Annotated in this window: 24 protein-coding genes; 7 read left to right on the forward strand and 17 right to left on the reverse strand. The window is 66.8% G+C overall.

Annotated features, from left to right (window positions below; all coding sequences use genetic code 11):
- Nucleotides 1-27 precede the first annotated feature (27 nt).
- Nucleotides 28-264 carry a hypothetical protein gene (locus tag V3B25_RS12620; protein WP_008267778.1) on the reverse strand — a complete coding sequence of 79 codons (237 nt, stop codon included), beginning with the start codon at nucleotides 262-264 and terminating at the stop codon, nucleotides 28-30.
- Nucleotides 265-370: 106 nt separating this feature from the next.
- Complete coding sequence (locus V3B25_RS12625) at nucleotides 371-2,356, reverse strand: transglycosylase SLT domain-containing protein (protein ID WP_329810792.1); 1,986 nt, start codon at nucleotides 2,354-2,356, stop codon at nucleotides 371-373.
- A 151-nt stretch (nucleotides 2,357-2,507) separates the two neighbouring features.
- On the opposite strand from V3B25_RS12625, the gene V3B25_RS12630 reads away from it, so the two are divergent.
- Nucleotides 2,508-2,915 carry a biopolymer transporter ExbD gene (locus V3B25_RS12630; protein ID WP_071229521.1) on the forward strand — a complete coding sequence of 136 codons (408 nt, stop codon included), beginning with the start codon at nucleotides 2,508-2,510 and terminating at the stop codon, nucleotides 2,913-2,915.
- 9 nt (nucleotides 2,916-2,924) lie between these two features.
- Here the strand turns inward: V3B25_RS12630 and V3B25_RS12635 are convergent, their stop codons facing one another.
- Nucleotides 2,925-3,527 (reverse strand): hypothetical protein, encoded by a 603-nt coding sequence (locus tag V3B25_RS12635; protein ID WP_201117326.1) that lies wholly within the window; start codon nucleotides 3,525-3,527, stop codon nucleotides 2,925-2,927.
- A gap of 102 nt (nucleotides 3,528-3,629) precedes the next feature.
- Between V3B25_RS12635 and V3B25_RS12640 the strand changes: the two genes are divergently transcribed.
- Nucleotides 3,630-6,491, forward strand: coding sequence for a TonB-dependent receptor (locus V3B25_RS12640; protein ID WP_201117325.1), 2,862 nt, complete (start codon nucleotides 3,630-3,632; stop codon nucleotides 6,489-6,491).
- A 108-nt stretch (nucleotides 6,492-6,599) separates the two neighbouring features.
- Here the strand turns inward: V3B25_RS12640 and fhuE are convergent, their stop codons facing one another.
- From fhuE to V3B25_RS12655, 3 genes are all read right to left on the reverse strand, one after another.
- The gene (fhuE, locus tag V3B25_RS12645; protein ID WP_201117324.1) at nucleotides 6,600-8,744 is read right to left on the reverse strand and encodes a ferric-rhodotorulic acid/ferric-coprogen receptor FhuE; all 2,145 of its coding nucleotides are present in this window, start codon (nucleotides 8,742-8,744) and stop codon (nucleotides 6,600-6,602) included.
- 172 nt (nucleotides 8,745-8,916) lie between these two features.
- Nucleotides 8,917-9,468, reverse strand: coding sequence for a M23 family metallopeptidase (locus tag V3B25_RS12650; protein ID WP_329810793.1), 552 nt, complete (start codon nucleotides 9,466-9,468; stop codon nucleotides 8,917-8,919).
- A 156-nt stretch (nucleotides 9,469-9,624) separates the two neighbouring features.
- The gene (locus V3B25_RS12655) at nucleotides 9,625-10,107 is read right to left on the reverse strand and encodes an Lrp/AsnC family transcriptional regulator (RefSeq protein ID WP_032128965.1); all 483 of its coding nucleotides are present in this window, start codon (nucleotides 10,105-10,107) and stop codon (nucleotides 9,625-9,627) included.
- A gap of 72 nt (nucleotides 10,108-10,179) precedes the next feature.
- On the opposite strand from V3B25_RS12655, the gene V3B25_RS12660 reads away from it, so the two are divergent.
- Nucleotides 10,180-11,055: an EamA family transporter gene (locus V3B25_RS12660; protein WP_329810794.1), complete on the forward strand. Its 876-nt coding sequence runs from the start codon at nucleotides 10,180-10,182 to the stop codon at nucleotides 11,053-11,055.
- Between the two features lie 58 nt (nucleotides 11,056-11,113).
- Here V3B25_RS12660 and V3B25_RS12665 read toward each other — a convergent pair whose 3' ends face one another.
- The 4 genes from V3B25_RS12665 to V3B25_RS12680 all read right to left on the reverse strand — a co-directional run bounded on the left by V3B25_RS12665 (nucleotide 11,114) and on the right by V3B25_RS12680 (nucleotide 14,399).
- Nucleotides 11,114-11,851: an endonuclease/exonuclease/phosphatase family protein gene (locus tag V3B25_RS12665; RefSeq protein ID WP_005419292.1), complete on the reverse strand. Its 738-nt coding sequence runs from the start codon at nucleotides 11,849-11,851 to the stop codon at nucleotides 11,114-11,116.
- A 53-nt stretch (nucleotides 11,852-11,904) separates the two neighbouring features.
- Entirely contained in the window at nucleotides 11,905-12,735 is an 831-nt protein-coding gene (locus V3B25_RS12670; protein ID WP_132810783.1) for a thiol:disulfide interchange protein DsbA/DsbL, read from the reverse strand.
- A 106-nt stretch (nucleotides 12,736-12,841) separates the two neighbouring features.
- Nucleotides 12,842-13,492 (reverse strand): thiol:disulfide interchange protein DsbA/DsbL, encoded by a 651-nt coding sequence (locus tag V3B25_RS12675; protein WP_329810795.1) that lies wholly within the window; start codon nucleotides 13,490-13,492, stop codon nucleotides 12,842-12,844.
- Between the two features lie 106 nt (nucleotides 13,493-13,598).
- Entirely contained in the window at nucleotides 13,599-14,399 is an 801-nt protein-coding gene (locus V3B25_RS12680) for a c-type cytochrome (RefSeq protein ID WP_032128969.1), read from the reverse strand.
- Between the two features lie 155 nt (nucleotides 14,400-14,554).
- On the opposite strand from V3B25_RS12680, the gene yihA reads away from it, so the two are divergent.
- Nucleotides 14,555-15,157, forward strand: a complete 603-nt coding sequence (gene yihA / locus V3B25_RS12685) for a ribosome biogenesis GTP-binding protein YihA/YsxC (protein ID WP_041864681.1) — start codon at nucleotides 14,555-14,557, stop codon at nucleotides 15,155-15,157.
- Between the two features lie 73 nt (nucleotides 15,158-15,230).
- Here the strand turns inward: yihA and V3B25_RS12690 are convergent, their stop codons facing one another.
- The 3 genes from V3B25_RS12690 to V3B25_RS12700 form a co-directional block, all read right to left on the reverse strand.
- The gene (locus tag V3B25_RS12690; protein ID WP_329810796.1) at nucleotides 15,231-16,202 is read right to left on the reverse strand and encodes an MBL fold metallo-hydrolase; all 972 of its coding nucleotides are present in this window, start codon (nucleotides 16,200-16,202) and stop codon (nucleotides 15,231-15,233) included.
- A 744-nt stretch (nucleotides 16,203-16,946) separates the two neighbouring features.
- Complete coding sequence (locus V3B25_RS12695; RefSeq protein ID WP_049400270.1) at nucleotides 16,947-17,771, reverse strand: helix-turn-helix transcriptional regulator; 825 nt, start codon at nucleotides 17,769-17,771, stop codon at nucleotides 16,947-16,949.
- Nucleotides 17,768-18,472, reverse strand: a complete 705-nt coding sequence (locus tag V3B25_RS12700) for a VIT family protein (protein WP_049421856.1) — start codon at nucleotides 18,470-18,472, stop codon at nucleotides 17,768-17,770. The genes V3B25_RS12695 and V3B25_RS12700 overlap by 4 nt, the downstream gene beginning before the upstream one ends.
- Before the next feature lie 152 nt (nucleotides 18,473-18,624).
- On the opposite strand from V3B25_RS12700, the gene V3B25_RS12705 reads away from it, so the two are divergent.
- Nucleotides 18,625-19,989, forward strand: a complete 1,365-nt coding sequence (locus tag V3B25_RS12705; protein ID WP_032129893.1) for a glutamate--cysteine ligase — start codon at nucleotides 18,625-18,627, stop codon at nucleotides 19,987-19,989.
- 45 nt (nucleotides 19,990-20,034) lie between these two features.
- Here V3B25_RS12705 and V3B25_RS12710 read toward each other — a convergent pair whose 3' ends face one another.
- From V3B25_RS12710 to V3B25_RS12720, 3 genes are all read right to left on the reverse strand, one after another.
- Nucleotides 20,035-20,631, reverse strand: coding sequence for a GrpB family protein (locus V3B25_RS12710; protein WP_032972196.1), 597 nt, complete (start codon nucleotides 20,629-20,631; stop codon nucleotides 20,035-20,037).
- A 31-nt stretch (nucleotides 20,632-20,662) separates the two neighbouring features.
- Complete coding sequence (locus V3B25_RS12715; protein ID WP_329810797.1) at nucleotides 20,663-21,919, reverse strand: NnrS family protein; 1,257 nt, start codon at nucleotides 21,917-21,919, stop codon at nucleotides 20,663-20,665.
- 65 nt (nucleotides 21,920-21,984) lie between these two features.
- Nucleotides 21,985-23,043: an NAD(P)-dependent alcohol dehydrogenase gene (locus V3B25_RS12720; RefSeq protein ID WP_005419275.1), complete on the reverse strand. Its 1,059-nt coding sequence runs from the start codon at nucleotides 23,041-23,043 to the stop codon at nucleotides 21,985-21,987.
- A 107-nt stretch (nucleotides 23,044-23,150) separates the two neighbouring features.
- Between V3B25_RS12720 and V3B25_RS12725 the strand changes: the two genes are divergently transcribed.
- The gene (locus V3B25_RS12725; RefSeq protein WP_180845154.1) at nucleotides 23,151-24,035 is read left to right on the forward strand and encodes a LysR family transcriptional regulator; all 885 of its coding nucleotides are present in this window, start codon (nucleotides 23,151-23,153) and stop codon (nucleotides 24,033-24,035) included.
- Nucleotides 24,036-24,164: 129 nt separating this feature from the next.
- On the forward strand, nucleotides 24,165-24,827 hold the full coding sequence (locus V3B25_RS12730; RefSeq protein WP_236494380.1) for an SMI1/KNR4 family protein: 663 nt from the start codon (nucleotides 24,165-24,167) through the stop codon (nucleotides 24,825-24,827).
- Nucleotides 24,828-24,878: 51 nt separating this feature from the next.
- On the opposite strand, the gene V3B25_RS12735 is transcribed toward V3B25_RS12730, so the two are convergent.
- Nucleotides 24,879-25,541, reverse strand: coding sequence for a TetR/AcrR family transcriptional regulator (locus V3B25_RS12735; RefSeq protein WP_049421841.1), 663 nt, complete (start codon nucleotides 25,539-25,541; stop codon nucleotides 24,879-24,881).
- Nucleotides 25,542-25,603: the final 62 nt, after the last annotated feature.

A 25,603-nucleotide genomic window follows, 5' to 3' on the forward strand; every position in this document is an offset into this window, starting at 1 on the left:
CCCCCCGGCACTACCGATGAAGAGGCATCACGGCAGGCCGCGCCACTCCGGCACGAACAGGCCGGCCAGGAACCACAGGCCGTAGACGATCCACAGGCAGAGGAAGTACAGCTTGATCTGCGCTTCGTCCCACAGGCTGCCCCAGCTGTCGACGAAGGCCAGCGACTTCCAGCCTTCCATCCAGGCCGCGCCACCCCAGCGCAGCACCCAGGTGGCGAACAGGCTCCAGGCGGCGAACATCCCGATCCAGGCCAGCAGGCTCATCGCTTTTCCCTCCCCGGGGAATGGATGCCGGGTAGTGCCGGTCGCTGGCCGGCAACCCTTGGATAATGACCGAAGCCGGCCAGCGGCCGGCACGGCCGTGTTGCGATCAGTCGCCGCCCTGGTCAGCGTTGGCGGCGCAGCTGAAGCTCTTGCGCTTGTCCACCAGGCGGCCCATCAGGCGGTCGCTCAGCGGCAGCGCATCGCCATTGAGGCGCCAGTCGTAGATCACGCTGAAGGCCAGCACGCGGGCGACGTACTCGCGGGTTTCCTTGTAGCTGATGGTCTCGATCCACAGATCCGGATCGAAGCCCGGGCGCTGGCCCTGCCAGCGTGCCGTCGGCGTCGGCCCCGCGTTGTAGGCGGCGATGGTCACGTACGGCAGGCCGTCGTACTTGTTCATCAGCTGGCGCAGATAGGCGGTACCGATGGCGATGTTGGTGTCCGGGTCGTACAGGCTGTCGGCGCCGCCGTAGCCGGTCAGGCCGATCGACTTGGCCACGCCGGCACCGGTGGCCGGCAGCACCTGCATCAGGCCCATGGCGTTGGCAGGCGAGCGCGCGCGCGGGGTGAAGGTGCTCTCGGCGCGGATCTCTGCTGCCACCCAGGCCGGATCGATCGCGTTGCGTGCCGATTCGCGGCGGATGGTGGCGTCGTGGTGCAGCGGGAAACGCAGGTCGTACAGGCGCTGTTCCTGCGGCTGCTTGCCGAGTGCGAACACGGCGCGGTCGAACCAGCCATTGTCCTGCGCCACGCGAACGGCGAGGCGGCGCTGGGTGTCATCGAAGCGCGACAGCGCGCTGTTCCATTCGGCCACGGCCCAACCGGCGCGATCTATCTGGTACAGCGCCATCGCGCGCTGGATCGCCGGATCGCGCGCGATCACCGCCTTCGCCTGCGCGCTGTCATTCGGCTTCCAGGGGCACAGGGTATAGCCTTGCTGCAGCTTGTCGGCGGCCAGGAAACCGTGGAAGGTCGGTGCGCGCGCGGCCTCGCGGAACAACGGCTGCGCCTGTTGGGCCTGGCCGGTCTTCTCCAGCATGCGGCCTTCGAAGTAGCGCCAGCGCGGGTCGCTGCGCTGCTTGCTGCCCATCTTGCGGATCGCGGTCAGCGCCGCCGGCCAGTCGCCGCGCGACATGGCTTCGCGCACGCGCCACTCGTGCAGGCGCTCGTCATATGCCGATTCCGGAACCGCGTTGAGGCGGCGCGCCGAATCGGGCAGGTAGGACGCCACCGTCCACAGTGCGATCTGGTACAGCACCTGGCCTTGCTGGTCGGCACTCAGGCCCAGTGCCTGCGCATACTGCGGCAGCTGCTGTTCGGTGGCGCCGGGATCGGCCTTGGCCAGCTTGGCCAGGCCGTCGGTGGCGATGCGCCGGCTGCGCTCGTTGCGCGGCCAGTTCAATGCGCTGGCATTGGGCTTGTCGACAAAGGCGGCGTAATTGTTGGCCAGCGCCAGGTCGGTGGCAGGCAGGCCACGTGCGGCGCTGCGCATCACGGCCGGCTGCTGGGCGTCGGCGGCGGCATCGATGCGTTCCCAGCGCAATGCGTCACTCAGTCCGCCCTGTGCCTGCAGCACGGCGAAAACGGCGTCACAGCCGTCTGGCAGCGACTTGCCGTTCTTGCGCCACAGGTCCTGCGCTTCGCTGATCCACTGCGGATCAACCTTGCCGGTCACCTGGCGCGCGGTCAGCTGCGCACAGCGCAGGCCGGCGTTGTCGGTGGGCGCCCAGTTGGCGAGCAGGGTCGGCCAGTCCTGGCGGCGTGCGACCGAGGGCAGCCATACGCTGCGGAACGTGGTGGCCACGGCCTGGCCGTCGTAGCGCTTGAGGAAGGCCTGCGCCTGCGCGGTATCGACGGTGTCGATGTTGCGGCGCAGGTTGGCGTACTCCAGCCAGCCGTATGCCGGATGGCGGCTGAGTGCGGCGGCTTGGCCGGGATCGAACTGGCCGCGTTCGGCGGCAGCGATCGCGGCCTTCAGCTGTGCGTTCTGGGCGTCGAGGGACTGGGCATTGGCGCAGCCGATCAGCAGCGTGGTGGCCAAGGGCAGCAGGGACAGGGCGGTCGAAGAGCGTCGGGTCATGGCGGGCAGCATAGCGGGCAATGGCTGAATTCAGTTTCGCATTGCGTGCACGCGATGGGTCGGCAACGGCAGCTGAATGCTCGTGCTGCAGGCACTGCCTCGCGAGCCTGCGGGCGACGTAGTGTCGAGCTTGGGCGAACGGCCCGGCTGCAGGGAGCGGCACATGGCGTTCAGTAGCGCAGGAAGAAGCGGCCCGCTGGCGGACATCAATGTCACGCCACTGGTGGATGTGATGCTGGTGCTGTTGATCATCTTCATCGTGACCGCGCCGATCGTGGCCCGGCCGATAGCCGTGCAGTTGCCACAGGCCACCGATCGCGTGGTCGACCGTCCCGAACCGCCACCGCCGATCGAGCTGCGCCTGGACGCTGCCAACCAGCTCAGCTGGAATGGTCAGCCGATGGTGATCAGTGAGCTGCAGGCGCGCCTGCAGGCACAGGCGGGCGAACATGCCGGCAACCTGCCGGAGCTGCGTATCGCCACCGATCCGGCGGCCGAATACGAAGGCATGGCGAGGATTCTGGCCGCAGCCGAGGCGACCGGCATGGAGCGCATTGCGTTCGTGCGGTAGTGCGATGTCTCACTGCCGCTCATGCGGTGATTGCCGCATGGGCGGCGCTTCCCCTGCTGACAGCGTCGCATCCAGGATCCGCAGAAAGGCCATTTCAATCTGCGCTGGAACCGGGGTTGGATGTGCTCGCCACCTTCCGGTCCCAGGGGCACGTTCAACGTCGAAAGCAGTCAACTCGGCTCTCTCGAAATCCACCACAACCGTCAATCCCTCTCCCGAGGCCAAGGCCGCATCGCTGGGAGAGGGGCAGTTGTTGCACTCGATCACGCCGCCTGCTCTCGATTCGCCCGCCAGGGAAAGAAGCAGCGTCATCACCGTCGTGACACCCAGCACCGCACTCACCGCTTTCATGATCGACCCTCCCGCGAATGGCTGGAGGTGCGAGTCTGCGCTGGATCGACTAGCGGCGCCTTCTGAAAGAGGGAATTTCAAACTATTCCTGAAACGGTCCGGCAAAGACCTTTTCCATGAATGTGGCAGCCCCCGGCGCGCGCTGTCGCAGCCGGCATCAAGGCTGCCTGTCGTGAACAATATCGTCCGGTCATAACCTGCAGCCATCTGACGCAATCGGCCTGCAATTGCGTCAATTCCGCGTGAAAGAGTGTCGATCATCACGCCGCGATTTTTACCACTTGTTTACAAAGGAGACGGCGCCGCCATGCAGGGAGGGAGTGCGGCAGCCCATGTCCCGACATTCCTTTGGAGAGAGAGCGAATGAATCACCTGCACCACCGCCCTTTGGCGGTTGCCGTCGCGCTGTGCGTGATGACCCTGGCACCGTTGGGTGCCGCTGCACAATCCACCACCAACCTCGATGCGGTGGAAGTCACCGGTACCCGCATCAAGCGCGCTGAAGTCGAAGGCCAGGTGCCGATCCAGACGCTGACCCGCGGTGATATCGAACGCACCGGCCTGACCTCGATCGGCGAAGTGCTGCAGCAGCTCACCGGTTCCGGTTCCGCGCTCAATGCCAAGTTCAATTCGTCCGGCAACTTCGGCTTCCCGCCCGATGGCAGTGGTGTAGGTGCTGGCTCGGCGCAGGTGGACCTGCGCCATCTGGGCGCCAAGCGCGTGCTGGTGCTGGTTGACGGCATCCGCTGGGTCAATGAGTCGTCCGCTTCCGGTGTGGGCTCGGCCACCGACCTCAACACCATTCCGCTGGCCATCGTCGAGCGCATCGAAGTGCTGGAAGATGGCGCGTCGTCGCTGTATGGCTCCGATGCCATTGCCGGTGTGGTCAACATCATCACCCGCCGTGACTTCGATGGCGGCCAGGTGACCCTGAACTACGGCGAGTACAGCAAGGGCGATGGCACGCAGAAGGGCGTGGATCTGGCCTGGGGCAAGAGCGGCGACCGCTTCAGCCTGTTCCTCGGCGCCAGCTGGACCAAGCAGGATCCGGTGTTCGCCAAGGACCGCGAGCAGTCGCGCTTCCCGATTCCCGGCACCGGCCTGGCCTTCGGCAGCGGTGGCATTCCGCAGGGCCGTTTCATGTTCACCGACCCGAACACCGGTGCGGTGCAGAACATCGTGCCCAATACCGGCGTGAGCAACCCGCGCTACGACGGCAGTGCCGGCTGCGCGCGCACCGATGACTATCACTGCTTCACCAGTGCTGATCGCTTCAACTTCGCCGAATACAACATGGTGCTGACACCGTCGGAGCGTAAGGGCCTGTTCGGTCAGTTCCGCTTCGACATCACCGACAACGCGCAGTGGTACGTCAAGGCACTGGGCAACCGCCGTGAGTCGACCAACCAGGCCGGCCCCGAGCCGCTGTTCTTCGGCCCCGATGGCGCCACCGGCAATCCGCTGGCCGACAACATCACCGTGTCTGCGCTCAACCCGTACAACCCGTTCGGCTTCGACCTGGTCTCGGGTGACAACCTGAGCCTGATCGGTCGCCGTCCAGTAGAAGGCGGCGCGCGCGTGTTCAAGCAGGAAGTGGACACCACGTATTTCGCCACCGGCTTCGTCGGCAACTTCCAGGCGGCTGACCGCAGCTGGTACTGGGACGTCAACGGCATGTACAGCAAGAACAAGGCCGAACAGACCAACTACGGCAGCTACAACATCTACAACGTCAACATGGCGCTGGGCGATCCGTCCGTCTGTGCGGCGACGCCGGGCTGCGTGCCGCTGAACATCTTCGGCGGTGCCGGTTCGATCACTCCGGACATGCTGAAGTGGATCCAGCCGGTGGTGCGTGACCGCAGCCAGAACGAACTGAGCCTGTTCACCGCCAACCTGTCCAGCGACCTGTTCACGCTGCCGGCCGGCCCGGTGTCGTTCGCTACCGGCTTCGAGTATCGCAAGTACGAGGGTTCGTACCAGCCCGATCCGCTGACGGTGGCGGGCCACTACAACGGCGTGCCTTCGCAGCCGACATCCGGCTCGTATGACGTCAACGAGGCCTATCTGGAGTTGAGCGTGCCGATCTTCGCCGACTCTTCATTCGGCAAGAAGCTGGACCTGAGCCTGGCCGGCCGCTATTCGGACTACTCCACCTTCGGTGGCGAATTCACGCCCAAGTACGGCCTGCGTTGGCAGGTGACCGACGATTTCGTGCTGCGCACGACCTATGCCGAGGGCTTCCGTGCACCGTCGATCGGTGAGTTGTACGGTTCGGCCGCGCGTGCCGACCTGCAGTTGTTCGATCCATGCTCGGTGGGCCTGGGCGGTACGCCGCCGCGCGGCAGCGCCGCCAACTGTGCCGCGCTGGGCGTGCCGGCCGGCTTCCAGCAGGCCAACTCGCAGATCTCGGTGACCACCGGCGGCAACCGCGAGCTGGATCCGGAGCGCTCGCGCAGTTTCAGTGCCGGTTTCGTGTGGAGCCCGTGGTTTGGCAACAACACCTCGTGGTCCGAGCGCTTCGACGTGGAGGTGACCTTCTATCGCCATGCCATCGATGGCGCGATCCAGGCAATCAACGCGCAGACCCAGCTGGACCTGTGCGTGGAAACGCTGGATCCGATCTACTGCGATGGCATCACCCGCGCCAATACCGGTGCAGTGAGCAGCTTCAACAACCGCCTGACCAATCTCGGCTCGATCAAGACCGATGGCTGGGACGTGGATCTGTTCTGGACGTTGCCGCAGAGCTCGATCGGCCAGTTCAAGCTGGGCTGGAAGAACACGTTCGTCGGCCGCTACGAGGCCACCGGTGCGGCGGGCCAGAAGCAGCCGCAGAAGCCGGGCGTGGAAGTGGCCGACAGCTCGATTCCGGAATGGACCAGCAATGCCAGCATCGGCTGGACGCTGGACCGCTGGAGTGCCAACTGGACCGTTCGGCATATCTCCGAATTGACCGAGAACTGCGGTGACGCCTCTGTATTCCCGGTCTGCAGCAACCAGGCCGCAGGCACCAATACGCTGTCGGCCACCACCTTCCATGACATGCAGGTGGGCTACAAGATCGACTGGATGAAGGGGTTGCAGCTGACCGCTGGCCTGAACAACGTGTTCGACAAGGATCCGCCGATCTGCCTGTCGTGCTCGTTGAACGGTTACGACGCTTCGACCTATGACATCCCGCGTGGCCGCTACTGGTACCTGCGCGCGGACCTGCGTTTCTGATGAAGGGACGGCGCCGGGCTCAGCCCGGCGCCGTTGTGGTGTCGAGCCGTGCTCGACTACCCCGTGTGATCGAGTCGAGCATGGCTCGACGCTACAAGGCCGGTTGGATCAGAACGCCCAGGTGAACGTCAGCGAGCCATTGCGGCCGTCGCCGTAGGCACCGTAGCCGGTGATCTGCGAGTAGTACTTCTTGTCCAGCAGGTTGTTGAGGTTGGCCTGCACGCTGAACTCCGGCGAGATGCGGTAGCGCACGAAGGCACTGACCAGCGCGTAGCCTTCCTGTTCGAAGCGGCCCACTACCGGCGCAGCGTAGTAGATGCGGTTCTGCCAGTTGGCACCGCCGCCGACGGTCAGTTCCTGCAGCGATTGCGGGGTGTAGCTGGTGAACAGCTTCAGCGCGGTCTGCGGCAGGTTGGTGTTGATGTCGGCGCCGTTGATGTCCTTGGCCACGTAACGTGAAGCACCGAAGGTCGCGTTCCAGCCCGGTGCCAGTTCGCCGTTCACTTCGAACTCGAAGCCGCGGCTGACGGTGCCACGTGCAGCGATGTAGGCGGTCTCGTTCATTTGCCCGTCGACCTTGTCCATGGTTGCCTGGCCAACGTTGTCCTGCTCGATGCGGAACACTGCCACGGATGCATTCAGCCGGTTGTCGAACCACGCGCCCTTGACGCCGACTTCGTAGCTCTTGCCATCGACCGGATCGAGGTAGCTACCCTGCTTGTTGCGCAGCGTCTGCGGCTGGAAGATCTCGGTATAGCTGGCGTAGGCGGAGTAGGTATCGTTGATGTCGTAGACCAGGCCGGCATACGGCGTGGTCACTTTGTGCGAGCGGTCGTTGCCTTCGTCTTCGCTCTTCCAGTCGGTGTAGCGCGCACCGATGATCAGCTTCAGTGGATCGGCCAGCGACAGGCGTGCGGCGGCATAGCCGGCCTTCTGGGTGATGGTGCCCTGGCTGGCAAGCTTCAGCGGTCGCCAGTTCGGCTGCGGGAAATCACCGGTCCAGCCGAAGTAGCTGGCCAGCGGCAGGTACTGTGCATTCGGATCGTTGAAGTCAGGCTGGAAATCACCATAGTTGGCGAACTCACGCTTGTTGTAGCTCAGGCCGGCCATGAACTGGTGCTCGCGGCCGAACAGCTGGAACGGCCCATCGATGTAGCCATCGATGCCATCAACCTTGCGCTCGGTGTTGTAGAAGCCGGCCATCGGCGTGATGCCGGCGCCTGTGGTCTTGTTGAACGCGGTGTAGGCCGGATAGAACAGCTTGTCGTCGGCCTTGGTGCGGTCGTGGGTGGCGCCGATCTTGAACTTCCAGCCGTTGCTGAAGGCATGCTGCAGGGTGGCGAACGCACGCTTGCTGGTGGTGTCCCAGTAGGTCCAGTCCGGCGACGGATTGAACGAGGTCGGATAGTTGGTCGGGCTGCCATCGGCGTACCACATCGGGAAGCCGCCCCAGGTCGCGCCGTTGGCGCGCTTCTGCTGGTAGTCGTAGCCCACGCTGAGCTGCGTGTCCGGGGTCAGGTCGGCGTCGATGACGGCATAACCCAGCGTCTTGCGCTGGTTGTAGCGGTCCATCTGACCATCGGTGTCCAGGTAGCTGCCGATCACCCGGCCGCGCACCGTGCCACTGGCGTTCAGCGCGGTGCCCACGTCCACGGTGGTGCGTGTGCGGCCCCAACTGCCGACGTTCACCGAGACGCTGCCGGTCAGTTCTGCGCTGTCGGCGTGTTTGCGGATGAGGTTCACCGAGGCGGACGGATTGCCGGCACCGCTGAGCAGGCCGGTAGCGCCGCGTACCACTTCCACGCGGTCGTACAGCGCAAGATCGAGGCCGGAATCGCCGTAGCTCCAGTTCTGCACCATCTGCGTCGGCAGGCCATCGAACTGGTAGGCATCGATGTAGAAGCCACGCGCGTAGAACTCGGTGCGCTCGCTGTCGGACTGGGTGCTGGTCACGCCGGTGGTGTTGGCCAGCACGTCGATGATGTCGTCCAGCTTCTGATCTTCGATGCGCTGGTGGCTGATGATGCTGACCGACTGCGGGATCTCGCGCGGTGCCAGATCGAAGCGGGTACCGGCCGAGGTGCGGCGCACCGAATACCCTTCGGCACGTTCGCCCTTGACCACCACCTTGTCCAGCGTGGTCGGATCGGCGGCGGTGTCGGCGAAGGCGGCCGGGGCCACGGCGCAGAGAACGGCAAGCACGGCAACGGACAGCCGCTGCGGCTGCAGGGTACGGAAGGCGGGACGGGTCATGGGGGTCCTGGACGAGCACGCGCGTTCGGCCGGCATCCAGGAGGCGAGGCGCTACGGGTAGGGGAAGGGCGGGCAGGCCGTCCTGGCACCACCGGAAACGAAAGAAATGGTAATACGAACTATTCCTATTTACAAATCATGAACGGTTCGGTGCGCGGGTGCGCCGTGGCGATCAGCGCAGCAACGGCAACGGGTTGCGGGGGCCGTTCGTGCCGTAGATGCCCCAGTGCAGATGCGGCGGCGTGCCCTTGGCATTGCCGCTGTCGCCCACGTGGCCGAGCAGGTCACCGGCCTGCACCACCTGGCCGCGCGCCAGGCCCTCGGCCCAGCCTTCCAGATGCGCGTAGTAGTAGCGTTCCCGCCCGGGCCCGATCACCCAGACCTGGCGACCACCGAGGCCGCGTTCGCTGACATCCGCGATGACGCCGGCAGTGACGCTGCGCACCGGCGTGCCGCGCTGGGCGAAGATGTCGATGCCGGCGTGGGAGCGGTCGCGGCCGCGCGGCGCGCCGAAGGTATCGGCGATCTGGCGGGGGTGCACACCCTCCACCGGCACCGGGAGTTCGGTGGCCGGCGGTATGCGCGAGAGTGTCCACAGCATCTTTGGTGCGGCGGCCCAGGGACTGTTCCACAGCGCCATCGCGGCAACGACGGCAATGGCCAGCCACAGGCCGCGCAGCAACCAGCGGCGCAGGCGACCGGCAGGAGAGGACGGAGTGCTCATGGTCTCCGACTGTAGCGGGGGGGCCCGGTCGGGGGGGGGGGGGGGTAGGAGATAAAACAGGAGGGCGGGAGGGCGAGGCACAAAGACACTGTAGCGTCGAGCCATGCTCGACGGCTGTTGCTTTGCGATAAAAACGCAGTCGAGCATGGCTCGACGCTACAGAACCGGTGCCAGCGGGACCTCGAAACTCCGCTTCAAGGTGCCCAGTGCCACCGAGGTACGGAAGCGCTCGATGTTGTCATCGCCACCGAACAAGCGCTCGGTGATCGCCTCGTACTCCTCCATCGACGCCGCTGAAAGCAACAGCAGGAAATCGCCATCGCCGGTGATCGAGTAGCACTGCTGCACGGCCGGGTCGTCCTGCACGCGACGCTTGAACGGCGCCACGCGTTCGCGCTGCTCGCTGACCACGCGCACCTCGACGATGATGGTCAGCGGTCGTCCGACCTTCGCCGCAGCGACCACGGCCACATTGGCCGCGATCACGCCGCTGTCCTGCAGGCGCTTGATGCGGCGCTGCACGGCCGGGGTGGACAGGTGCACGGCCTCGGCGATTTCGCGCTGCGGCAGGGTGTTGTCCCGCTGCAGCAGGTCGAGGATGGCGCGGTCGAAACTGTCGAGCACGGGGGCGATGGCCATGGCGAGCAGAAGTTGCACGAACGGGCCGTCAATTGAGCCAAGTGCTCGGCGCCGGCGCAATAGACTTTGCGCATGCAGACCTCACGACTCGCGCCGATGTTGCCGGCGCTGGCGGTGCTCGGCTCGGTCACCTCGCTGGCCATCGGCACCTCCTACGCAAAACACCTGTTCCCGCTGATCGGTGCCCAGGGCACCAGCGCGCTGCGCGTGGGCTTTTCGGCGCTGTTGCTGCTGCTGTTCTGGCGGCCATGGCGCTGGAAGACCAGCCGCGTGGATGCGATCACCATCCTGCGCTACGGGCTCACCCTGGGCCTGATGAACCTGCTGTTCTACATGGCCCTGCGCACGATTCCCTTCGGCATCGCGGTGGCCATCGAGTTCACCGGGCCGCTGACGGTGGCGATGCTGTCATCACGACGACCGATCGACTTCCTGTGGGTGGGCTGCGCGGCGGTGGGGCTGCTGTTGCTGTTGCCGATCGGTGGCGGCCCGGCGCTGGATCCGGCCGGCGTGCTGTATGCCATGGGTGCGGCGGCGTGCTGGGGCCTGTACATCGTGTTCGGCAAGCGTGCCGGCCATCTGCACGCCGGGCATTCGGTGTCGCTGGGGCTGCTGGCGGCGTCGCTGGTGGTGGTGCCGGTGGGCGTGGTGCATGCCGGCGCCGCACTGCTCGATCCGAAGATCCTGGCGGCCGGCCTGCTGGTGGCGCTGGTGTCCAGCGCGATTCCGATGTCGCTGGAGATGATGGCGCTCAAGCGCCTGCCCAAGGAGACCTTCGGCATCCTGATCAGCATGGAGCCGGCAGTGGCCGCGCTGTGGGCGATGCTGCTGCTGCACGAGCACCTGCATGGGCTGCAGTGGCTGGCGATCGGCTGCACGGTGCTGGCCTCGGTGGGCAGCACGATGACCGCGCGGCGGCTGAAGGTGCGAGTGGTGCAGGCGGGGTAGCGCCGGGCCATGCCCGGCGGAGAGCGTGCCAACCAAGGTTGGCACCCACCAGGAGCGGTCAGCGCAGGGCGTCGGCCGGAACGTCGATCTGCATCGCCAGGGCGAGGTGATCGGAGAACGCGGCCGGTACGGCTTCCACGGTACGGGTCTGCAGGCCGCTGCTGACCAGGATGTGGTCGATGGCGCGATCGGGGCGCCAGCTGGGGAAGGTCGGCACGATGCAGCCGGGGGGCTGCAGCCGGGTCTTCTGGTACAGCACCTGCATTTCCGGGCGTTCGGCCAGGCAGTTGAAGTCGCCCATCAGGACGGCATTGGGATGGTCGGACAGCAGCTCGGCAATGAAGCCCAGCTGCGACATCCGCGAGCCCGCGCCCAGCGACAGATGGGCCACCGCTACCGCCAGGCCATCGGCGCCGTCGCCGAACTTGGCCAGCAGCACGCCGCGCCCGCCGATGCGGCCGGGCAGGGCGTGATCCTGCACTTCCACCGGTTCCAGCTTGCTCAGCAGGCCGTTGGCGCTGGAGGCGACCCCGCCCATGCGCCGGTTCGGCTGGTGGCTCCAGTAGTTGAAGCCGGCACGCTGGGCCAGGTAGTGGGTCTGGTTGGTGAAGCCCGAGCGCAGGCTGCCCGGGTCGGCCTCCTGCAGGCCGACGATGTCATGTTCGCGCGCCAGGGTGGCGATCGCGTCCAGGCTGCTGCGCTTGCGGCCCGCCGGCAGCGCATGTGACCAGCTGCGGGTCACATAGTCGCTGTAGCGGCGGGTACTTGAGCCGGCCTGGATGTTGGCCGTCAGCAAGCGCAGGGTCCGTGTACGGGGGGAATTCACGGCCGGGAAACGCTTCTCTTGGATCAGTGAGCCTGGGCCGCACCGCGTTCGCGGGCGATCAGGTGGTCGGCAATACGCAGCATGTCCGGGAAGCTCTTGCCCTTCACCAGGTACTTGCCGTTGACGATGATCGACGGGGTGCCGCTGATCTGGCTGCGCTGGGCGAACTGCTTGGCCGAGTTGGTCTTGGCATTCACCGCGAAGCTGCCCATGGTGGCGGCGAACTGCTTCGGATCCACGCCGTAGGCACCGTAGAACTTGGCGATGTCGTCAACCGAATCGGTGCCGCGCTCGCCCTTCAGGGTCTTCTGCGAATGGATGGCAGCGTACAGGGCTTCGTGGGTCTTCTCCTGCACGCCCAGGGTCTGCGCGGCGTAGAAGGCACGGGCGTAGTTGTCCCAGGTACCGCCGAACATGGCCGGCACGTAGACGAAGTTCACGTCGCTCGGCAGGCCGGCCTTCCACGGGCCGACCAGCGGCTGGAACGCGGCGCAGGCCGGGCAGACATAGCCGAAGATCTCGGTCACTTCGATCTTGCCGGCGGCCGGCTGGAACGGCTGGCCGTTCGGGATCACCTGGTAGTCGGCGCCTTCCACCGGGGCCGGGCCGGTCAGTGCGGTGGTGGTCGGGGCCGGTGCAGCGGCCGGTGCGGCTTCAGCCGCGTCCTTCTCGCCTTCGGCAGCGGCCGGGGCGGCGCCTTCGGTACCCGCGGCCGGAGCGGCCGGTTCGGTGGTCGCCGGAGCTGCAGCCGGTTCGGCCGGGGCCGCGGTGGTGTTGGTGCTGCCGTCGTCGGCCTTGCAGGCCGCCAGGATCGGCAGCAGCGCTGCGAGGGCGAGGGCGTAACGGATCTTCATGGAAACGTCTCCAGCATCTGGAAAGGTGGGGCCGGCGTCATGCGCCGGCCAGGGGGAAATGATGACACGCGGCGGCGAAAGCGCCGTGTCGGTGGTGGGTGTTGGTTCAGCGGCCGCGGGCGGCGCGGGCCTGGGCGATCAGCGCCGAGGCGATGCGCAGCTGGTCGTCGAAGCTGTCGCCACGGACCAGGTACTGGCCGTTGATGATCAGCGCCGGGGTCCCGGGGATCTTGGTGCGCTGGGCGAACGCGCGGGCGGCATCGACCTTCTTCTGTACGGCATCGCCGCGCAGGGCCTGCAGGTAACGGTCCGGGGTCACGCCGTAGGCCTTGTAGAAGGTGGCGAGCTCATCGGCCGAGACGTTCTGCATCGGCAGCGAGCCGTCCTGGTGCAGGGCCTTGAACACGGCGCCATGGCTGCGCTTGGCCACGCCGACTTCGTCGGCGGCGTAGTAGGCCAGTGCCCAGGCATCCCAGGCGCCGCCGAAGGCTGCCGGAACCGGAGTGAAGCGCACATCGGCCGGCAGCTTGGCTGCCCAGGCTTCCAGCTGCGGTTCGAAACGGGCGCAGTGCGGGCAGGTGTAGCCGAAGACCTCGACCACCTCGATCTTGCCGGCCAGCGGCTGGAACGGGCCCGGCTGGGCGATGCGCTCGTAGTCCTTGCCTTCGACCAGCGGGGCATTGGTGGGGGTGGCGGCGCAGGCTACCAGCGGCAGCAGCACCAGCACAGACAACAGCAGGCGGGAAATCAACCTCATCGACACGCATCTCCGTTGAAAAAAGCAACGCCGGCGCGGTCGCCGGCGTGAAGGAAACATACCGCAGCCGCGGGCCGGCGTGGCGACCCGGGCCGACCAGTGGTGGTCAGGGGGCGGCAGCCGGTTGTGCCGGCGCGGTGGCAACGGCCACGTCGTCGGCCTTGTTGTGCAGGCCCTGCAGGTAGCTCGACAGCGCCTGCACCTCCTGCTCGCTCAGCTTCTGCGCAACCGCAGCCATGATCTGGAAGTGCGCCTTGTCGGTCTCGTTGGTCTGGCCGGCCTGGTATTCCTGCAGGCGGCGCGCGACATAGCTGGCATGCTGGCCACCGATGTGCGGATAGGCCGGCCCCGGATTACCGGCGCCACTGGGGCCGTGGCAGGCCATGCAGGCCGGCAGGCCACGCTTGGCATCGCCGCCACGGTACAGTTGCTGGCCGATCTCGTAGAACTTCATGCCCTTGTAGGGGCCGTCGGTGACCGCCGTGTCATCGGCGATGCCGGCAGTGGCCTTCTGCGTGGCGAAGAACGCGCCGATGTCGCGCATGTCCTGCGGGGTGAGGTTCTGCACGAACGGCACCATCGCCACCGCCGCGCCGGAGCTGCGCTGCCCGTTGGCGATCAGGGCCATCTGCTGGGCGACGTAGCGTTCGCTCTGGCCGGCGATGGACGGGTACATCTCCACCGTGGAATTGCCGTCGGCGCCATGGCAGGCCGCGCAGGCCGAGGCCTTGGTCTGGCCGGCCTTGGCATCGCCCCAGTGGGTCTTGCTGAAATCGACCTCCAGCGAGGCGGTGTTGATCGGCCCGTTGTCGGGCAGCGGGGTCAACGTGGTCTGCGCGAACGCAGCAGCGGCAACAACTACGGCAGTGGCAAGGGCGGATACGGCAAGAACGCGAGCGTGGCGCATGCTAAAGCTCCGTATGGACCGGGCCGGGCGGCAGCCACGGCATCGTCCGGATTATCAACGCCGTTTCCGCGCACGGTCAACGCAGCAGTGCAGCATTTTCCCGGCGGAGGGCCCGGGGCCGGGCGCGCGGTGCCACAACATGCGATCCTATGCACATGTCATTGCTCATCGAACGCGCTCAATACCACCTCTCTGCCCACAACATGGGGCAGCTGCCGCCCGATGAGGGGGCCGAAGTGGCCTTTGCGGGCCGCTCCAACGCCGGCAAGTCCAGTGCTCTCAACGCATTGACCCGCCAGAACAGCCTGGCCCGGGTCTCCAAGACCCCCGGCCGCACCCAGCAGCTGGTGTTCTTCCAGGTGACCCCGGAAGCCCATCTGGTCGATCTGCCCGGTTACGGCTACGCCAAGGTGCCGCTGGACCTGCAGGCGCACTGGCAGGCCTTCATCGACCGCTACTTCCGCACCCGCAATGCGCTGAGGGGCCTGGTGGTGGTGATGGATATCCGCCACCCGCTGAAGGACTACGACCGGCAGATGCTGGCCTATGCCGTGCAGCGTGGCCTGCCGGCGCATGCGTTGCTGACCAAGGCCGACAAGCTGAGCCGCAGCCAGCAGATGCAGACCCTGCAGAAGGTGCGCAAGGAACTGCACTCCTCCTTCGGTGATACGGTCAGCGTGCAGGTGTTCTCCGGCGCCGCCCGCACCGGTGTGGACGAAGCCCGCGGCATCATCGGTGGTTGGTTGGGGCTGGAATAGGGCATTTTCGGTCGCCCGGCTGGCAGCCGGGCGCTACCGGATCGGGTGGGTGCCGACCTTGGTCGGCACACCCTCACAACGGCGAATACTCCGCCGGCACCCACGCATAGGCCTTGCCCTCGCCACGCACATGGCCCAGACCGGGGAACGGCAGGTGTGCACCGGCCACCCACCAACCGTTGGCGGTTGCCTGCTGCAGCAGGCCGCGACGGCTGGCGATGGCCGCTTTGCGGTCCGAATCGGCCTCGAAGGCCGCCTCCGGGTGCGCGAACTGCACTGCGTGGAAGTGCAGCACATCACCCCACACCAGTAGCGACTGGCCTTGGCTGTCGAACCGGTAGGAGACATGGCCGGGCGTATGGCCATGGGTGTCCATCGCCACCGCGCCACCGGGCAGGGCATCGCCGGGACTGAAGGTGCGCAGGTGGCCGCTGGCCTGATAGGGCGCTACCGCGTTGCGCGCCAGCGGGAAGGCAAAGCGCACGCCCTTTGGCGCGCTGGCCTCGCTGGCCGGGTTGAGCCAGTAGTCGGCATCGGCCTTGGACAGCCACACCGTGGCATTCGGGTAGGCCGGCTTGCCCTGCGCGTCGAGTACGCCGCACAGATGGTCCGGATGGGCGTGGGTCAGCAGCACCTCATCCACCTCGGCCGGGTCCACGCCGGAGGCGCGCAGGTTGCCCAGCACCTGGCCCAGGCCGGGGCCGAAGCACTGCGCGGTACCGGTATCGACCAGGGTCAGGTGGTTGCCCTGGCGCACCAGGAAAGCATTGATCGCGGTCTGCAGGCCCTTCTTGTCTTCGGGCACGTAACGGCCTTCCAGCAGGCGGCTGACCAGCGTCGGCGGCACGCCCACGACTTCCTGCCGGCCCAGCGCGACCACGCCATCGAACAGGGAGGTGACCTGCAGCGCACCGACGCGCTGGTGGTAGACGCCTGGGACCTGCTGGGTGGGGGCAGGCGACGTGGTTTCGGCCAGCGCGGCCAGTGGCAGGGATGACAGGGCCAACAGCAGGGCGCGGTGCAGCGGCAGGGGACGCAGGGTCATGGTGGTTCTCGGTGGACGACGGGCGGTTCCGTTGCCGTATAGCGTGCCGTGGCCGACGTGTGTGCGGCGCTCAAACCACTACGCGGAATGCTCAGGGAGGGGTGTTGTCTGCAGGGCTGTGCCCTGCACCCGCAGAGGCAACGGCAACGGCCGAAGCAACAGCAACAGCCGAAGCAACAGCAACAGCGGGCTATCCGTGGGATGGCGGGGTGGGTCCGGTTGCGGGGGCCGCTGCAAGTACGTCCATGTAAGCTCGGTCGCCGCTTGCTCGTGTGCGCTGTCCTGCGCACACGGCAAGACCGGGGTTGGGCGTCCTACCCAACCCGCCCGAGGCATGCCTCGGGCCCATGCGGCTCACGCCCCCGCAACCGGACCCACCCCGCCTTCGACAGTTTTCTGCGATCTGTCGGAACGGCAAACTTCTCTGGTGGGTGTCGACCTTGGTCGACACAGTAGATCCACGCAATGCGTGGATGATTCATTCGATATCTGACAGAAAAATCGTGTCGACCAAGGTCGACACCTACCAACAGCCGCGGAGATCTGTCAGAGGCGGGGTGGTGTGGGTGAGCAGGACCGTTGGCGCCATGGCTGGCGCCCTCGAGCCCCCATGGATGGGTTTACGGCGGGTGCTGGCCCCCCCCCCCGCCCCCCCGAGCCGCCGGGTGCCCCGGTTGCTGTTGCTGTTGCTTCGGCCGTTGCCGTTGCCTCTGCGGGTGCAGGGCGCGGCCCTGCCGAACCCCCTCAAATGTCTGTGGGAGCCAGTCCGTACTGCTCGGCGAAGCGCTTGCTGAAACTCGCCGCAGACCGGTAGCCCGCGCGTGCTGCGACGGTCTTCAATGGCAGGTCCGTGGTGTAGAGCAGCTGCATGCCATGCGCCAGCCGGGCCTCGGTAAGCAGCTGGCGCAGGCTGGTGTCCTCGGCGGCGAGACGACGACGCAGGGTCGCACCGCTCAGCGCGAACTGTTCTTCCACATCACGCGATTGCCAGTCGCGTGCCGGTTCGGCGGCGATGCGGTCGCGGATCTGTTCGCCCAGGCTCGGTGCCTGTGGCAGCAAGAGGTTGCCGTGGCCCTGCCGGCACAGGGTCAGCACCAGCGAGGCCAGGGCCAATCGTGCCTCGCTGTAACGGCCGTCCTGCAGCGATTGCCGCCACTGGCGCAGCACCGGGCCATGGTCGATCAACGGCAGACGTGCCATCGCCTGGCCCGGCGCGGGAAGGTCCTCGCTCCACAGCGTGCGTGCGGCCGCCAGCACTTCGGCACACAGCGGCACGATGGCACTGAGGTAGCGGCCGGTCCCCGGGTCGGGCGTGTTGACCACATCGATCCGGCAGCGCTGGGTCAGCAGCAGGATGTCGCCGGGGATGAATTCCAGCGACTGGTGCGCGGTGCGCACCTGCTTGCGGCCCTCCAGCAGGATCGCGAACTGCGGTTGCGGAATCTCCACCGAGCTGGCGCCATGCTCGCGACGGGCGGTGATGCAGGCATAGCCTTCGGCGCGCTCACAGCCCGCCAGACTGGCCATCTCGGCCAGCAGTGCGGTGGCCGGGGGCAGCATGGCGGTCATGTCACGTGTGCGCCGAGCAGGCGACCGACGCCGGCGGCCGCGGCCATCGCCAACGCGCCCCAGAACATCACCCGGATCGCGCCGCGTACCGGCGGTGCGCCGCCGGCCTGGGCCGCCATCGCGCCGGTCAGGCACAGGCCGAGCAGGGTGCTGGCGGTGGTCATCATCGCGACCTTGTCGACCGGCGCGAGCAGCGCGGTCAGCACCGGCAGTGCCGCACCACAGGTGAAGGCGCCGGCCGAGGCCAGCGCTGCCTGCAGCGGGCGCGCGCGCAGGGTATCGGTGATGCCCAGCTCGTCGCGGGCGTGGGCGCCCAGTGCGTCGTGGGCGGTGAGCTGCTCGGCCACCTGCCGCGCCAGCGCCGGCTCCAGGCCGCGGTGGCGGTAGATCGCGGTCAGCTCTTCCAGCTCGCTGTGCGGATCTTCGTGCAGTTCGCGCTTTTCCATCGCCAGGTCGGCGTCTTCGGTGTCGGCCTGGGTCTGCACGGAGACATACTCTCCAGCAGCCATCGACATCGCGCCGGCCACGGTGCCAGCCACGCCGGTGGCCAGAATGGTCGCCGCGGAGGCGCCGCTGGCGGCCACGCCGACCACCAGGCCGGCCACCGAGACGATGCCATCGTTGGCCCCCAGCACGGCGGCACGCAGCCAGCCGACGCGCTCGGAGCGGTGCAGTTCGGGGTGTCGTGAATGGCGGCTCATGGCCCCGAGTGTACGAGGGTCAAGAGGGCGTCGGTAGGATGCTGAAAACCGTCTCCGTCGCATGACGCAACGGGTCGCCACGCTATAGTGCGCCCTTGCGATGGAAGGCCCCGGGCCCCACATCCCCCGCCACTGTCCAGCGAGCCTTCCCCTTGTCGAGCCCCAGCCACGTCGCCGATACACCCATTACCGACCGCTCGCAGCTGGTGGAGGTGATCGCCTCCGGCGAGAAACCCCGCGCGCAGTGGCGCATCGGCACCGAGCACGAGAAGTTCGGGTTCCGCCTGGATGACCTGCGCCCGCCGACCTTTGAAGGCGAGCGCGGCATCGAAGCGCTGCTCAACGGCCTGGTCCGCTTCGGCTGGGAGCCGGTGCAGGAGAATGGCAACACCATCGCCCTGCTGCGCGATGGTGCCTCGGTGACGCTGGAACCTGCCGGTCAGTTGGAACTGTCCGGCGCGGCGCTGGAGACCATCCACCAGACCTGCGTGGAGACCGGCACCCATCTCAACGAAGTGGCACAGGTGGCCGGTGAGCTGCAGCTCGGCTTCCTCGGCATGGGCTTCCAGCCGAAATGGAAGCGCGATGAAATGCCGTGGATGCCGAAGGGCCGCTATAAGATCATGCGCGCCTACATGCCCAAGGTCGGCTCGCTGGGCCTGGACATGATGACCCGCACCTGCACGGTGCAGGTGAACCTGGATTACGCCACCGAAGCGGACATGGTGAAGAAGTTCCGCGTGTCGCTGGCGCTGCAGCCGATCGCCACCGCGCTGTTCGCCGATTCGCCGTTCACCGAAGGCAAGCCCAACGGCTACCTGAGCTACCGCTCGCACATCTGGACCGACACCGACGCCGACCGCACCGGCATGCTCGACTTCGTGTTCGAGGATGGCTTCGGTTACGAGCGCTATGTCGATTACCTGCTCGACGTGCCGATGTATTTCTCCTACCGCGATGGCATCTACCACGACGCCAGCGGGCAGAGCTTCCGCGATTTCATGCAGGCCAAGCTGCCGGTGCTGCCGGGCGCGCTGCCGACGCTGCGCGACTGGTCGGACCACATGACCACCGCGTTCCCGGAAGTGCGCCTGAAGAAGTATCTGGAAATGCGCGGTGCCGACGGTGGCCCGTGGAGCCGCCTGTGTGCGCTGCCGGCATTCTGGGTGGGCCTGTTGTACGATGACACCGCACTGGATGCGGCCTGGGACCTGGTACGTGATTTCACCCTGGCCGAGCGCCATGCACTGCGCGACGGCGTGCCGAAGCATGCGATGAACCTGCCGTTCCGCACTGGCAGCGTGCGCGACCTGGCCCGTGAAGCGGTGAAGATTTCCGTCGAAGGCCTCAAGCGCCGCGCGGCGCGCAATGCCGACGGCCAGGACGAGAGCAAGTTCCTGGACGTGCTGCAGGAGATCGTCGAGTCCGGCCTGACCCCGGCCGAACGCAAGCTGGCGCTGTTCCATGGCCGCTGGCACGGCGACGTCGATCCGGTGTTCCGCGAGTTCGCGTACTGACACTGTTCCGGCGGGTGCCAACCGGGGCCGGCACCTGCCGTTGCGTCACCACCCGCGCGCTGCGAACAGGCGCGCGTAGATGCCGCGAACCACATCCTGCTTGCTGCGGTTGTAGGCCTGCACGTTGGCATTGCCCTGCAGTGCTGCCTGCTTGGCCTGTGCATAGCGCCTGCGGTCATCTTCATGGCTGCGCAGCCAATCGCGGAACAAGCAGTGGCGGAGGTGCTCGGCGCAACCAGGTGCGAACACGTGCAGGTTCACGCGCGGCACGTCCAGTCGCAGCATGCGGTGCTGGTACCACGAGGGTTCGCGGATGGTAAGCACGTAGCCCAGTGCCTGCAGCGCTGGCAGCCAGGCCGCTTCGTCGGCGGGATCGGCAACCAGCAGGTCGATGTCCAGTACCGGTTTGGCCGGCAGGCCCGGCACCGCGGTGGAGCCGACATGTTCAATGCCCAGCGCGGTGTTGCCGAGTGTCGCCTGCAGCTGCGTGCGCTGCTGCTCGAACTGGTCGGCCCACAGCGTGGACCAGGGCACCACCTGCAGCGCTTCCGGCTGCGGCGCGCCGAGAACCCAGGGATTCTCCTCAGGGTCGCCATCGGCGAAGGTGGTGATTGCGGTGGGATCGAGCGGGATATCGGACATGCCCATCATGGTGCCATGCCCGGCGGTGATGTCAGCCCGGCTTGCCGTCGCGCCGTGGGCTCAGGTAGATCCAGCCCAGCCGTGCCACCCACGGTGCCAAGGCCAGCAACCAGCCGATGGCAGCGGCGAAATGCCACGCATAGGCATCGGGCATCAGCTCGGCGAGGATGCGCATGATCGCCACCGCCTGCAGCGCGACGAACGCAAACCAGGCCACTGCCGGCATCACCAGCGGTCGGCCGGAATGGCCCTGGGTGACCCGGGTCACCATCGCCACCAGCAGGCTGCCGAACAGGCCCACGGCGAGGGCATGCAGCGGCGCGCGGCCGAGCAGTTGCGGATGGCCCAGCATCTGGCCGATGTCCTGCAGCAGATACAACGCGAAGCTGATCGGCAGCCACGCCAGTGCCAGGAACAGGGCCGCGAGCAGGCCCGGCATCGGCTCGCGTGGCCACCAGTGCCATAGCGCCTGCAGCGACAACATCAGCAGCGGCGCATCGGCCAGCCACAGCAGGTCGTCGACCTGCAACGCGCTCAACAGCAGGCGCAGCATCAGCAGCGCCCACATCGCAGCCAACCAGCGCAGCGGGCGCCACGCCACATAGCCATCCACCACGTTGTTGGCGAAGAACGGGATCATCCGGTGCGCGACGGTGAGGTAGACCGGCAGCAGCAGGCCGAAGGTGCCGAGTGCCACCGTGACTGGCATCAGCGTGGCGTGGCCGCGCCCCACCGCCATGAACAGCAGCAGCCCCAGCCAGCCCAGCAGCAGTGCGGCATAGCAGGCGCGCGCATGCCAGTTGCGGTTGGGACCGGCGGCCTTGAGCACGCGTCCCAGCACGATCAGTCCGGCGCTCCAGCCGGCCAGTGCCAGCAGCAGGCCGGGCCACAGCCCGGGTGTCCACCCGCAGGCGGCGGCAATCAGCAACGCCTGCCCACCAAACAGGCCGATGCCGACCGGCGCATAACGGCTGCGTGGCAGCTCCGGCTGTGCCATCCAGCGCGGGAACACGGTGAGCAGGAAGCCGAAGATGAAACTGGGCAGCACCAGGTACTGCATCAGCAGCGCGTGCAGCCAGGCCGGTGGCAGCGGCGGTGGCTGCGGCGTCCACAACCCGCGCAATGCGCCCAGCCACAACGCCCACCACAGCATTGCCAGCAGCAGGTTGCTGGCACCGATGAAGAACAACAGTCGGTGCGGCGCACGCATCAGCATCGCAGGGGAGGGCAGGCGGGCCATGCGGTGAGTCTGCGCCCGAGCGATGGCCGCTTCCTTGACCTTCGTCATGCCCAATGCACGACCAGAAGAATCCCCGGCAGTGCCGGGGTTCTTCGTTCACAGTCGCCGATCGATCAGGCGGCGTTCTTCATCGTCGCCATGTCGATCACGAAGCGGTAGCGCACATCGTTCTTCGCCATGCGCTCCCAGGCTTCGTTGACGTTCTTGATGTCGATCATCTCGACATCGCTGACGATGCCGTGCTCAGCGCAGAAATCCATCATTTCCTGGGTTTCGGCCATGCCGCCGATCGCCGAGCCGGTCAGGTGCTTGCGGCCGAAGATCACGCTGCCGCCGGTCAGCGGCGGATCCAGTTCGGTCAGCACGCCGACCAGGCACATGGTGGCCTCGCGCTTGAGCAGGCCCATGTACGGGTTGGTGTCATGGCCAACCGGAATGGTGTTGAGCAGGAAGTCGAAGCTGCCGGCGTGCGCCTTCATCTGCGCGGCATCGCGCGAGACCAGCACTTCATCGGCGCCCAGGCGCTTGGCATCGGCACCCTTTTCCGGCGTGGTGGTGATCATCACCACGTGCGCGCCGAGGGCCTTGGCGAACTTCACGCCCATGTGGCCGAGGCCACCGAGGCCGATCACGCCGACCTTCTGGCCCGGGCCGACCTTCCAGTGGCGCAGCGGCGACCAGGTGGTGATGCCGGCACACAGCAGCGGCGCGGCTGCCTTGAGGTCGAGGGTGTCGGACACCTTCACCACGAAGCGCTGCTCGACCACCACGTGGTCGGAATAGCCGCCATACGTCGGCGCGCCGCTTTCGCGCTCACGGCCGTTGTAGGTCCAGGTCGCGCCTTCGGCGCAGTACTGCTCCAGGTCGTGCTCGCAGGCGTCGCAGTGGCGGCATGAGTCGACCATGCAGCCCACGCCGGCGTGGTCGCCCACCTTGAAGCGGGTGACGTTGCTGCCGACCTCGGTGACGCGGCCAATGATCTCGTGGCCCGGCACCATCGGGTAGATCGAGCCACCCCAGTCGTCGCGGGCCTGGTGCAGGTCGGAGTGGCAGATGCCGCTGTAGAGGATCTCGATACGTACATCGTCCGGGCCGACCGCGCGGCGTTCGAATTCGTACGGGATCAGCGGGTCGGTATGTGAATGGGCGGCGTAACCACGGGCGAGGGACATGGGGAATCCTTGGCAGGGTTTGTCGAAAGGCGCTTTACAATACGCCCCGTACCCAGTGGCAAAAAGCCCGGATATCGGCATGATTCATCAAGTGAAACTGCACAATCATGGCCACTGACAATCTCTCCCACCTGGCTGCGTTCGCCGCAGTCGCCCGGCACCGCAGCTTCCGCCGTGCCGGCGCCGAGCTGGCGCTGTCGACCTCGGCGGTGAGCTATGCGATCCGCGCGCTTGAAGAACGGTTGGGGGTGGGCCTGTTTCATCGCACCACCCGCAGCGTGGCCCTGACCGAGGCTGGGCAGCGCCTGCTGGAGCGCCTGCAGCCGGCCTTGGGGCAGGTGCACGATGCGTTGGAGGAGATGAACCAGTTCCGTGCTGTCCCGGCTGGCCTGCTGCGCATCAACGCCACCCGTGCTGCGGTGGCGACACAGCTGGGACCACGGCTGGCGCGCTTCCTGCACGCCCATCCCGACGTGCGGGTGGAGCTGACCGAGAACGACGGCCTGGTCGACATCGTCGCCGAGGGCTATGACGCCGGCGTGCGCCTGCACGAGTTCGTACCCGAGGACATGGTGGCAGTGCCGATGGGGCCACCACTGCGCGGGCTGATTGTCGGATCGCCGGAGTATCTGCGGCGGCATCCCGCGCCACAGCATCCGCGCGATCTCGCTGCACACGAATGCATCCGCTTCCGCTTCGCCAGCGGGCATCTGTACAAGTGGCAGTTCGAGCGCGGTGGGCAGGCGCTGGAGATCGACGTGCCCGGACGGCTGACGCTGGGCGAGCAGGGCACCGTGGTCGGCGCGGTACTCGATGGCATCGGCCTGGCCTACGTGCTGGAAGACACCGCGCGGCCCTACATCGAATCGGGGCAGATGGTGGCGGTGCTGGAAGACTGGAGCGAGCCGTTCGCCGGCTTCGCGCTGTACTACCCGAAGCAGCGGCAGATGCCCGGTGCGCTGCGTGCGTTCGTGGATATGCTGCGCGAGTGAATCGCGGTGGATGGCGCAGTGCCGTCCAATGACCGGCTCCAACGAGAGCTTTCCGGGTAGATCCACGCCATGCGTGGATGGCGTTCACCCGCTAGAGTGAGTCTTCTCAACAAAAGGACGTCATTGAGCATGCTCGCCGATCTCGAACAGGCTTCCGGCCAGACCTTCCCGCCGTTGTTCCGCCAGCTGGTGGAAGGCAACCGTTTCAGCTGGGGCGAGCAGGGCCCGAACTGGTACCGCACGGTGTTCCCGCAGGTGCAGCCGCAGCCGCCGGTACTGCTGTATGCCAACGACTATGAACCGATCGAGCCGAGCGAACTGCGCGCAGCGTGGGAAGATCTGACTGCCGAAGATCATTACAACCCGCTGCGCGATGACCTGAAACTGCTGCCGTTCGCGCGCACCGGCGCGGGTGATCACTACTGTTTCTGGACCAATGCACCGGGTTCCAGCGAGTCGCCGGTGCTGCTGGTCTGGCATGACGATGATCGCGCCGATCTGCTGGCCGCGAACTTCCAGGACTTCCTGTTCCGCAAGATGGCCGAAGCGGTGGTGGAGCTGGAGGAAGAGGATTCGCTGCTTTCGGAGGGCGATATCGGAACCAATCTGCAGGCTTGGCTCGGTACCCATCGTGGCTGGCTGCGAGGGGACCAGGTAGCGGCGCTGGAGGCGTTGTATGCACGCGTGGATGACATCACTGCGGGTGAGATCAGTGACGAGGACGTGCAGCCGCTGCTGCAGCTGATCGCGTTCGACGGTATCGACAGCGAAATGCCCTACGTGCAGGCGTGACCTGATCCGAAGCGCTGCCGGTAGAACCTCGCCATGCGTGGATGCGGCCGGCTACGGCACCTGCAGTACGGGTGCCAACAATTCCAGGCAATCACGCAGATGCACCTCTACCGGCGCATCCTCGGCCACCACACCGATCACGCGTTCGCGCAGCGGCTCGGCCACGGCCATCGCCAGGATCAGCCGCGCCATGCACGCGGCATCTCCCTCGCGCAGCAGCCCGCGCTGCTGCTGACGCGCCAGCCAGTCGGCCAGCAGCGCACGGCCGCGTTCGATGCCATTGTCCAGATAGGCCTGCAGCAGCGCGTCCTTACCAGGAAAGTCGGTGGCCAGCAGGCGGAATACCTGCACTGCCTGCGCCGACAGTGCCTGCGCGCACACCGCGTGCAGGATGGCCTGCAGCAACGGCATCACCTCGTCGGCGTCGTGCGCATCGCGCTGCAACTGCGGCGCGAAGCCGTCGGTCCACTCGCGCACGGCCAACCCGACCAGTTCTTCGCGGTTGCTGGCGTGGCGGTACACGGTCTTCTTCGCTACCCCGGCGTGCGCCGCCACCGCTTCGATGGTAGTGGCCTCGTAACCCTGTGCCAGCAGCAGCTCCAGCGTGGCCTGCAGCACGGCGTGGCGGACTTCGGCTTCCGGCCGCGCAGGGCGGCCGCGGCGGCGGATTGGTGAGGGTGGCTCGGGCAGGGTGGTGCTGTTCATTGCGCCCATCTTACCGCATTCGGATAATTGAGAAACGAAGAACGTTTCCGTATTGTCAGGTCTCCCGACAT

The sequence above is a fragment of the Stenotrophomonas sp. SMYL8 genome (assembly GCF_036320065.1).
Lineage (GTDB): Bacteria > Pseudomonadota > Gammaproteobacteria > Xanthomonadales > Xanthomonadaceae > Stenotrophomonas > Stenotrophomonas maltophilia_A.

What these genes read in the sequence shown, in the direction of transcription:
- V3B25_RS12695 (WP_049400270.1), bottom strand. Translation starts at nt 17,771, where the DNA reads ATGACCGCCATGCTGCCCCCGGCCACCGCACTGCTGGCCGAGATGGCC.
- V3B25_RS12675 (WP_329810795.1), bottom strand. Translation starts at nt 13,492, where the DNA reads ATGAGGTTGATTTCCCGCCTGCTGTTGTCTGTGCTGGTGCTGCTGCCG.
- V3B25_RS12630 (WP_071229521.1), top strand. Translation starts at nt 2,508, where the DNA reads ATGGCGTTCAGTAGCGCAGGAAGAAGCGGCCCGCTGGCGGACATCAAT.
- V3B25_RS12655 (WP_032128965.1), bottom strand. Translation starts at nt 10,107, where the DNA reads ATGGCCATCGCCCCCGTGCTCGACAGTTTCGACCGCGCCATCCTCGAC.
- V3B25_RS12710 (WP_032972196.1), bottom strand. Translation starts at nt 20,631, where the DNA reads ATGTCCGATATCCCGCTCGATCCCACCGCAATCACCACCTTCGCCGAT.
- V3B25_RS12635 (WP_201117326.1), bottom strand. Translation starts at nt 3,527, where the DNA reads ATGATCGACACTCTTTCACGCGGAATTGACGCAATTGCAGGCCGATTG.
- V3B25_RS12660 (WP_329810794.1), top strand. Translation starts at nt 10,180, where the DNA reads ATGCAGACCTCACGACTCGCGCCGATGTTGCCGGCGCTGGCGGTGCTC.
- V3B25_RS12725 (WP_180845154.1), top strand. Translation starts at nt 23,151, where the DNA reads ATGGCCACTGACAATCTCTCCCACCTGGCTGCGTTCGCCGCAGTCGCC.
- V3B25_RS12715 (WP_329810797.1), bottom strand. Translation starts at nt 21,919, where the DNA reads ATGACGAAGGTCAAGGAAGCGGCCATCGCTCGGGCGCAGACTCACCGC.
- V3B25_RS12670 (WP_132810783.1), bottom strand. Translation starts at nt 12,735, where the DNA reads ATGAAGATCCGTTACGCCCTCGCCCTCGCAGCGCTGCTGCCGATCCTG.
- fhuE (WP_201117324.1), bottom strand. Translation starts at nt 8,744, where the DNA reads ATGACCCGTCCCGCCTTCCGTACCCTGCAGCCGCAGCGGCTGTCCGTT.
- V3B25_RS12730 (WP_236494380.1), top strand. Translation starts at nt 24,165, where the DNA reads ATGCTCGCCGATCTCGAACAGGCTTCCGGCCAGACCTTCCCGCCGTTG.
- V3B25_RS12690 (WP_329810796.1), bottom strand. Translation starts at nt 16,202, where the DNA reads ATGACCCTGCGTCCCCTGCCGCTGCACCGCGCCCTGCTGTTGGCCCTG.
- V3B25_RS12625 (WP_329810792.1), bottom strand. Translation starts at nt 2,356, where the DNA reads ATGCTGCCCGCCATGACCCGACGCTCTTCGACCGCCCTGTCCCTGCTG.
- yihA (WP_041864681.1), top strand. Translation starts at nt 14,555, where the DNA reads ATGTCATTGCTCATCGAACGCGCTCAATACCACCTCTCTGCCCACAAC.
- V3B25_RS12720 (WP_005419275.1), bottom strand. Translation starts at nt 23,043, where the DNA reads ATGTCCCTCGCCCGTGGTTACGCCGCCCATTCACATACCGACCCGCTG.
- V3B25_RS12700 (WP_049421856.1), bottom strand. Translation starts at nt 18,472, where the DNA reads ATGAGCCGCCATTCACGACACCCCGAACTGCACCGCTCCGAGCGCGTC.
- V3B25_RS12680 (WP_032128969.1), bottom strand. Translation starts at nt 14,399, where the DNA reads ATGCGCCACGCTCGCGTTCTTGCCGTATCCGCCCTTGCCACTGCCGTA.
- V3B25_RS12650 (WP_329810793.1), bottom strand. Translation starts at nt 9,468, where the DNA reads ATGAGCACTCCGTCCTCTCCTGCCGGTCGCCTGCGCCGCTGGTTGCTG.
- V3B25_RS12620 (WP_008267778.1), bottom strand. Translation starts at nt 264, where the DNA reads ATGAGCCTGCTGGCCTGGATCGGGATGTTCGCCGCCTGGAGCCTGTTC.
- V3B25_RS12735 (WP_049421841.1), bottom strand. Translation starts at nt 25,541, where the DNA reads ATGGGCGCAATGAACAGCACCACCCTGCCCGAGCCACCCTCACCAATC.
- V3B25_RS12640 (WP_201117325.1), top strand. Translation starts at nt 3,630, where the DNA reads ATGAATCACCTGCACCACCGCCCTTTGGCGGTTGCCGTCGCGCTGTGC.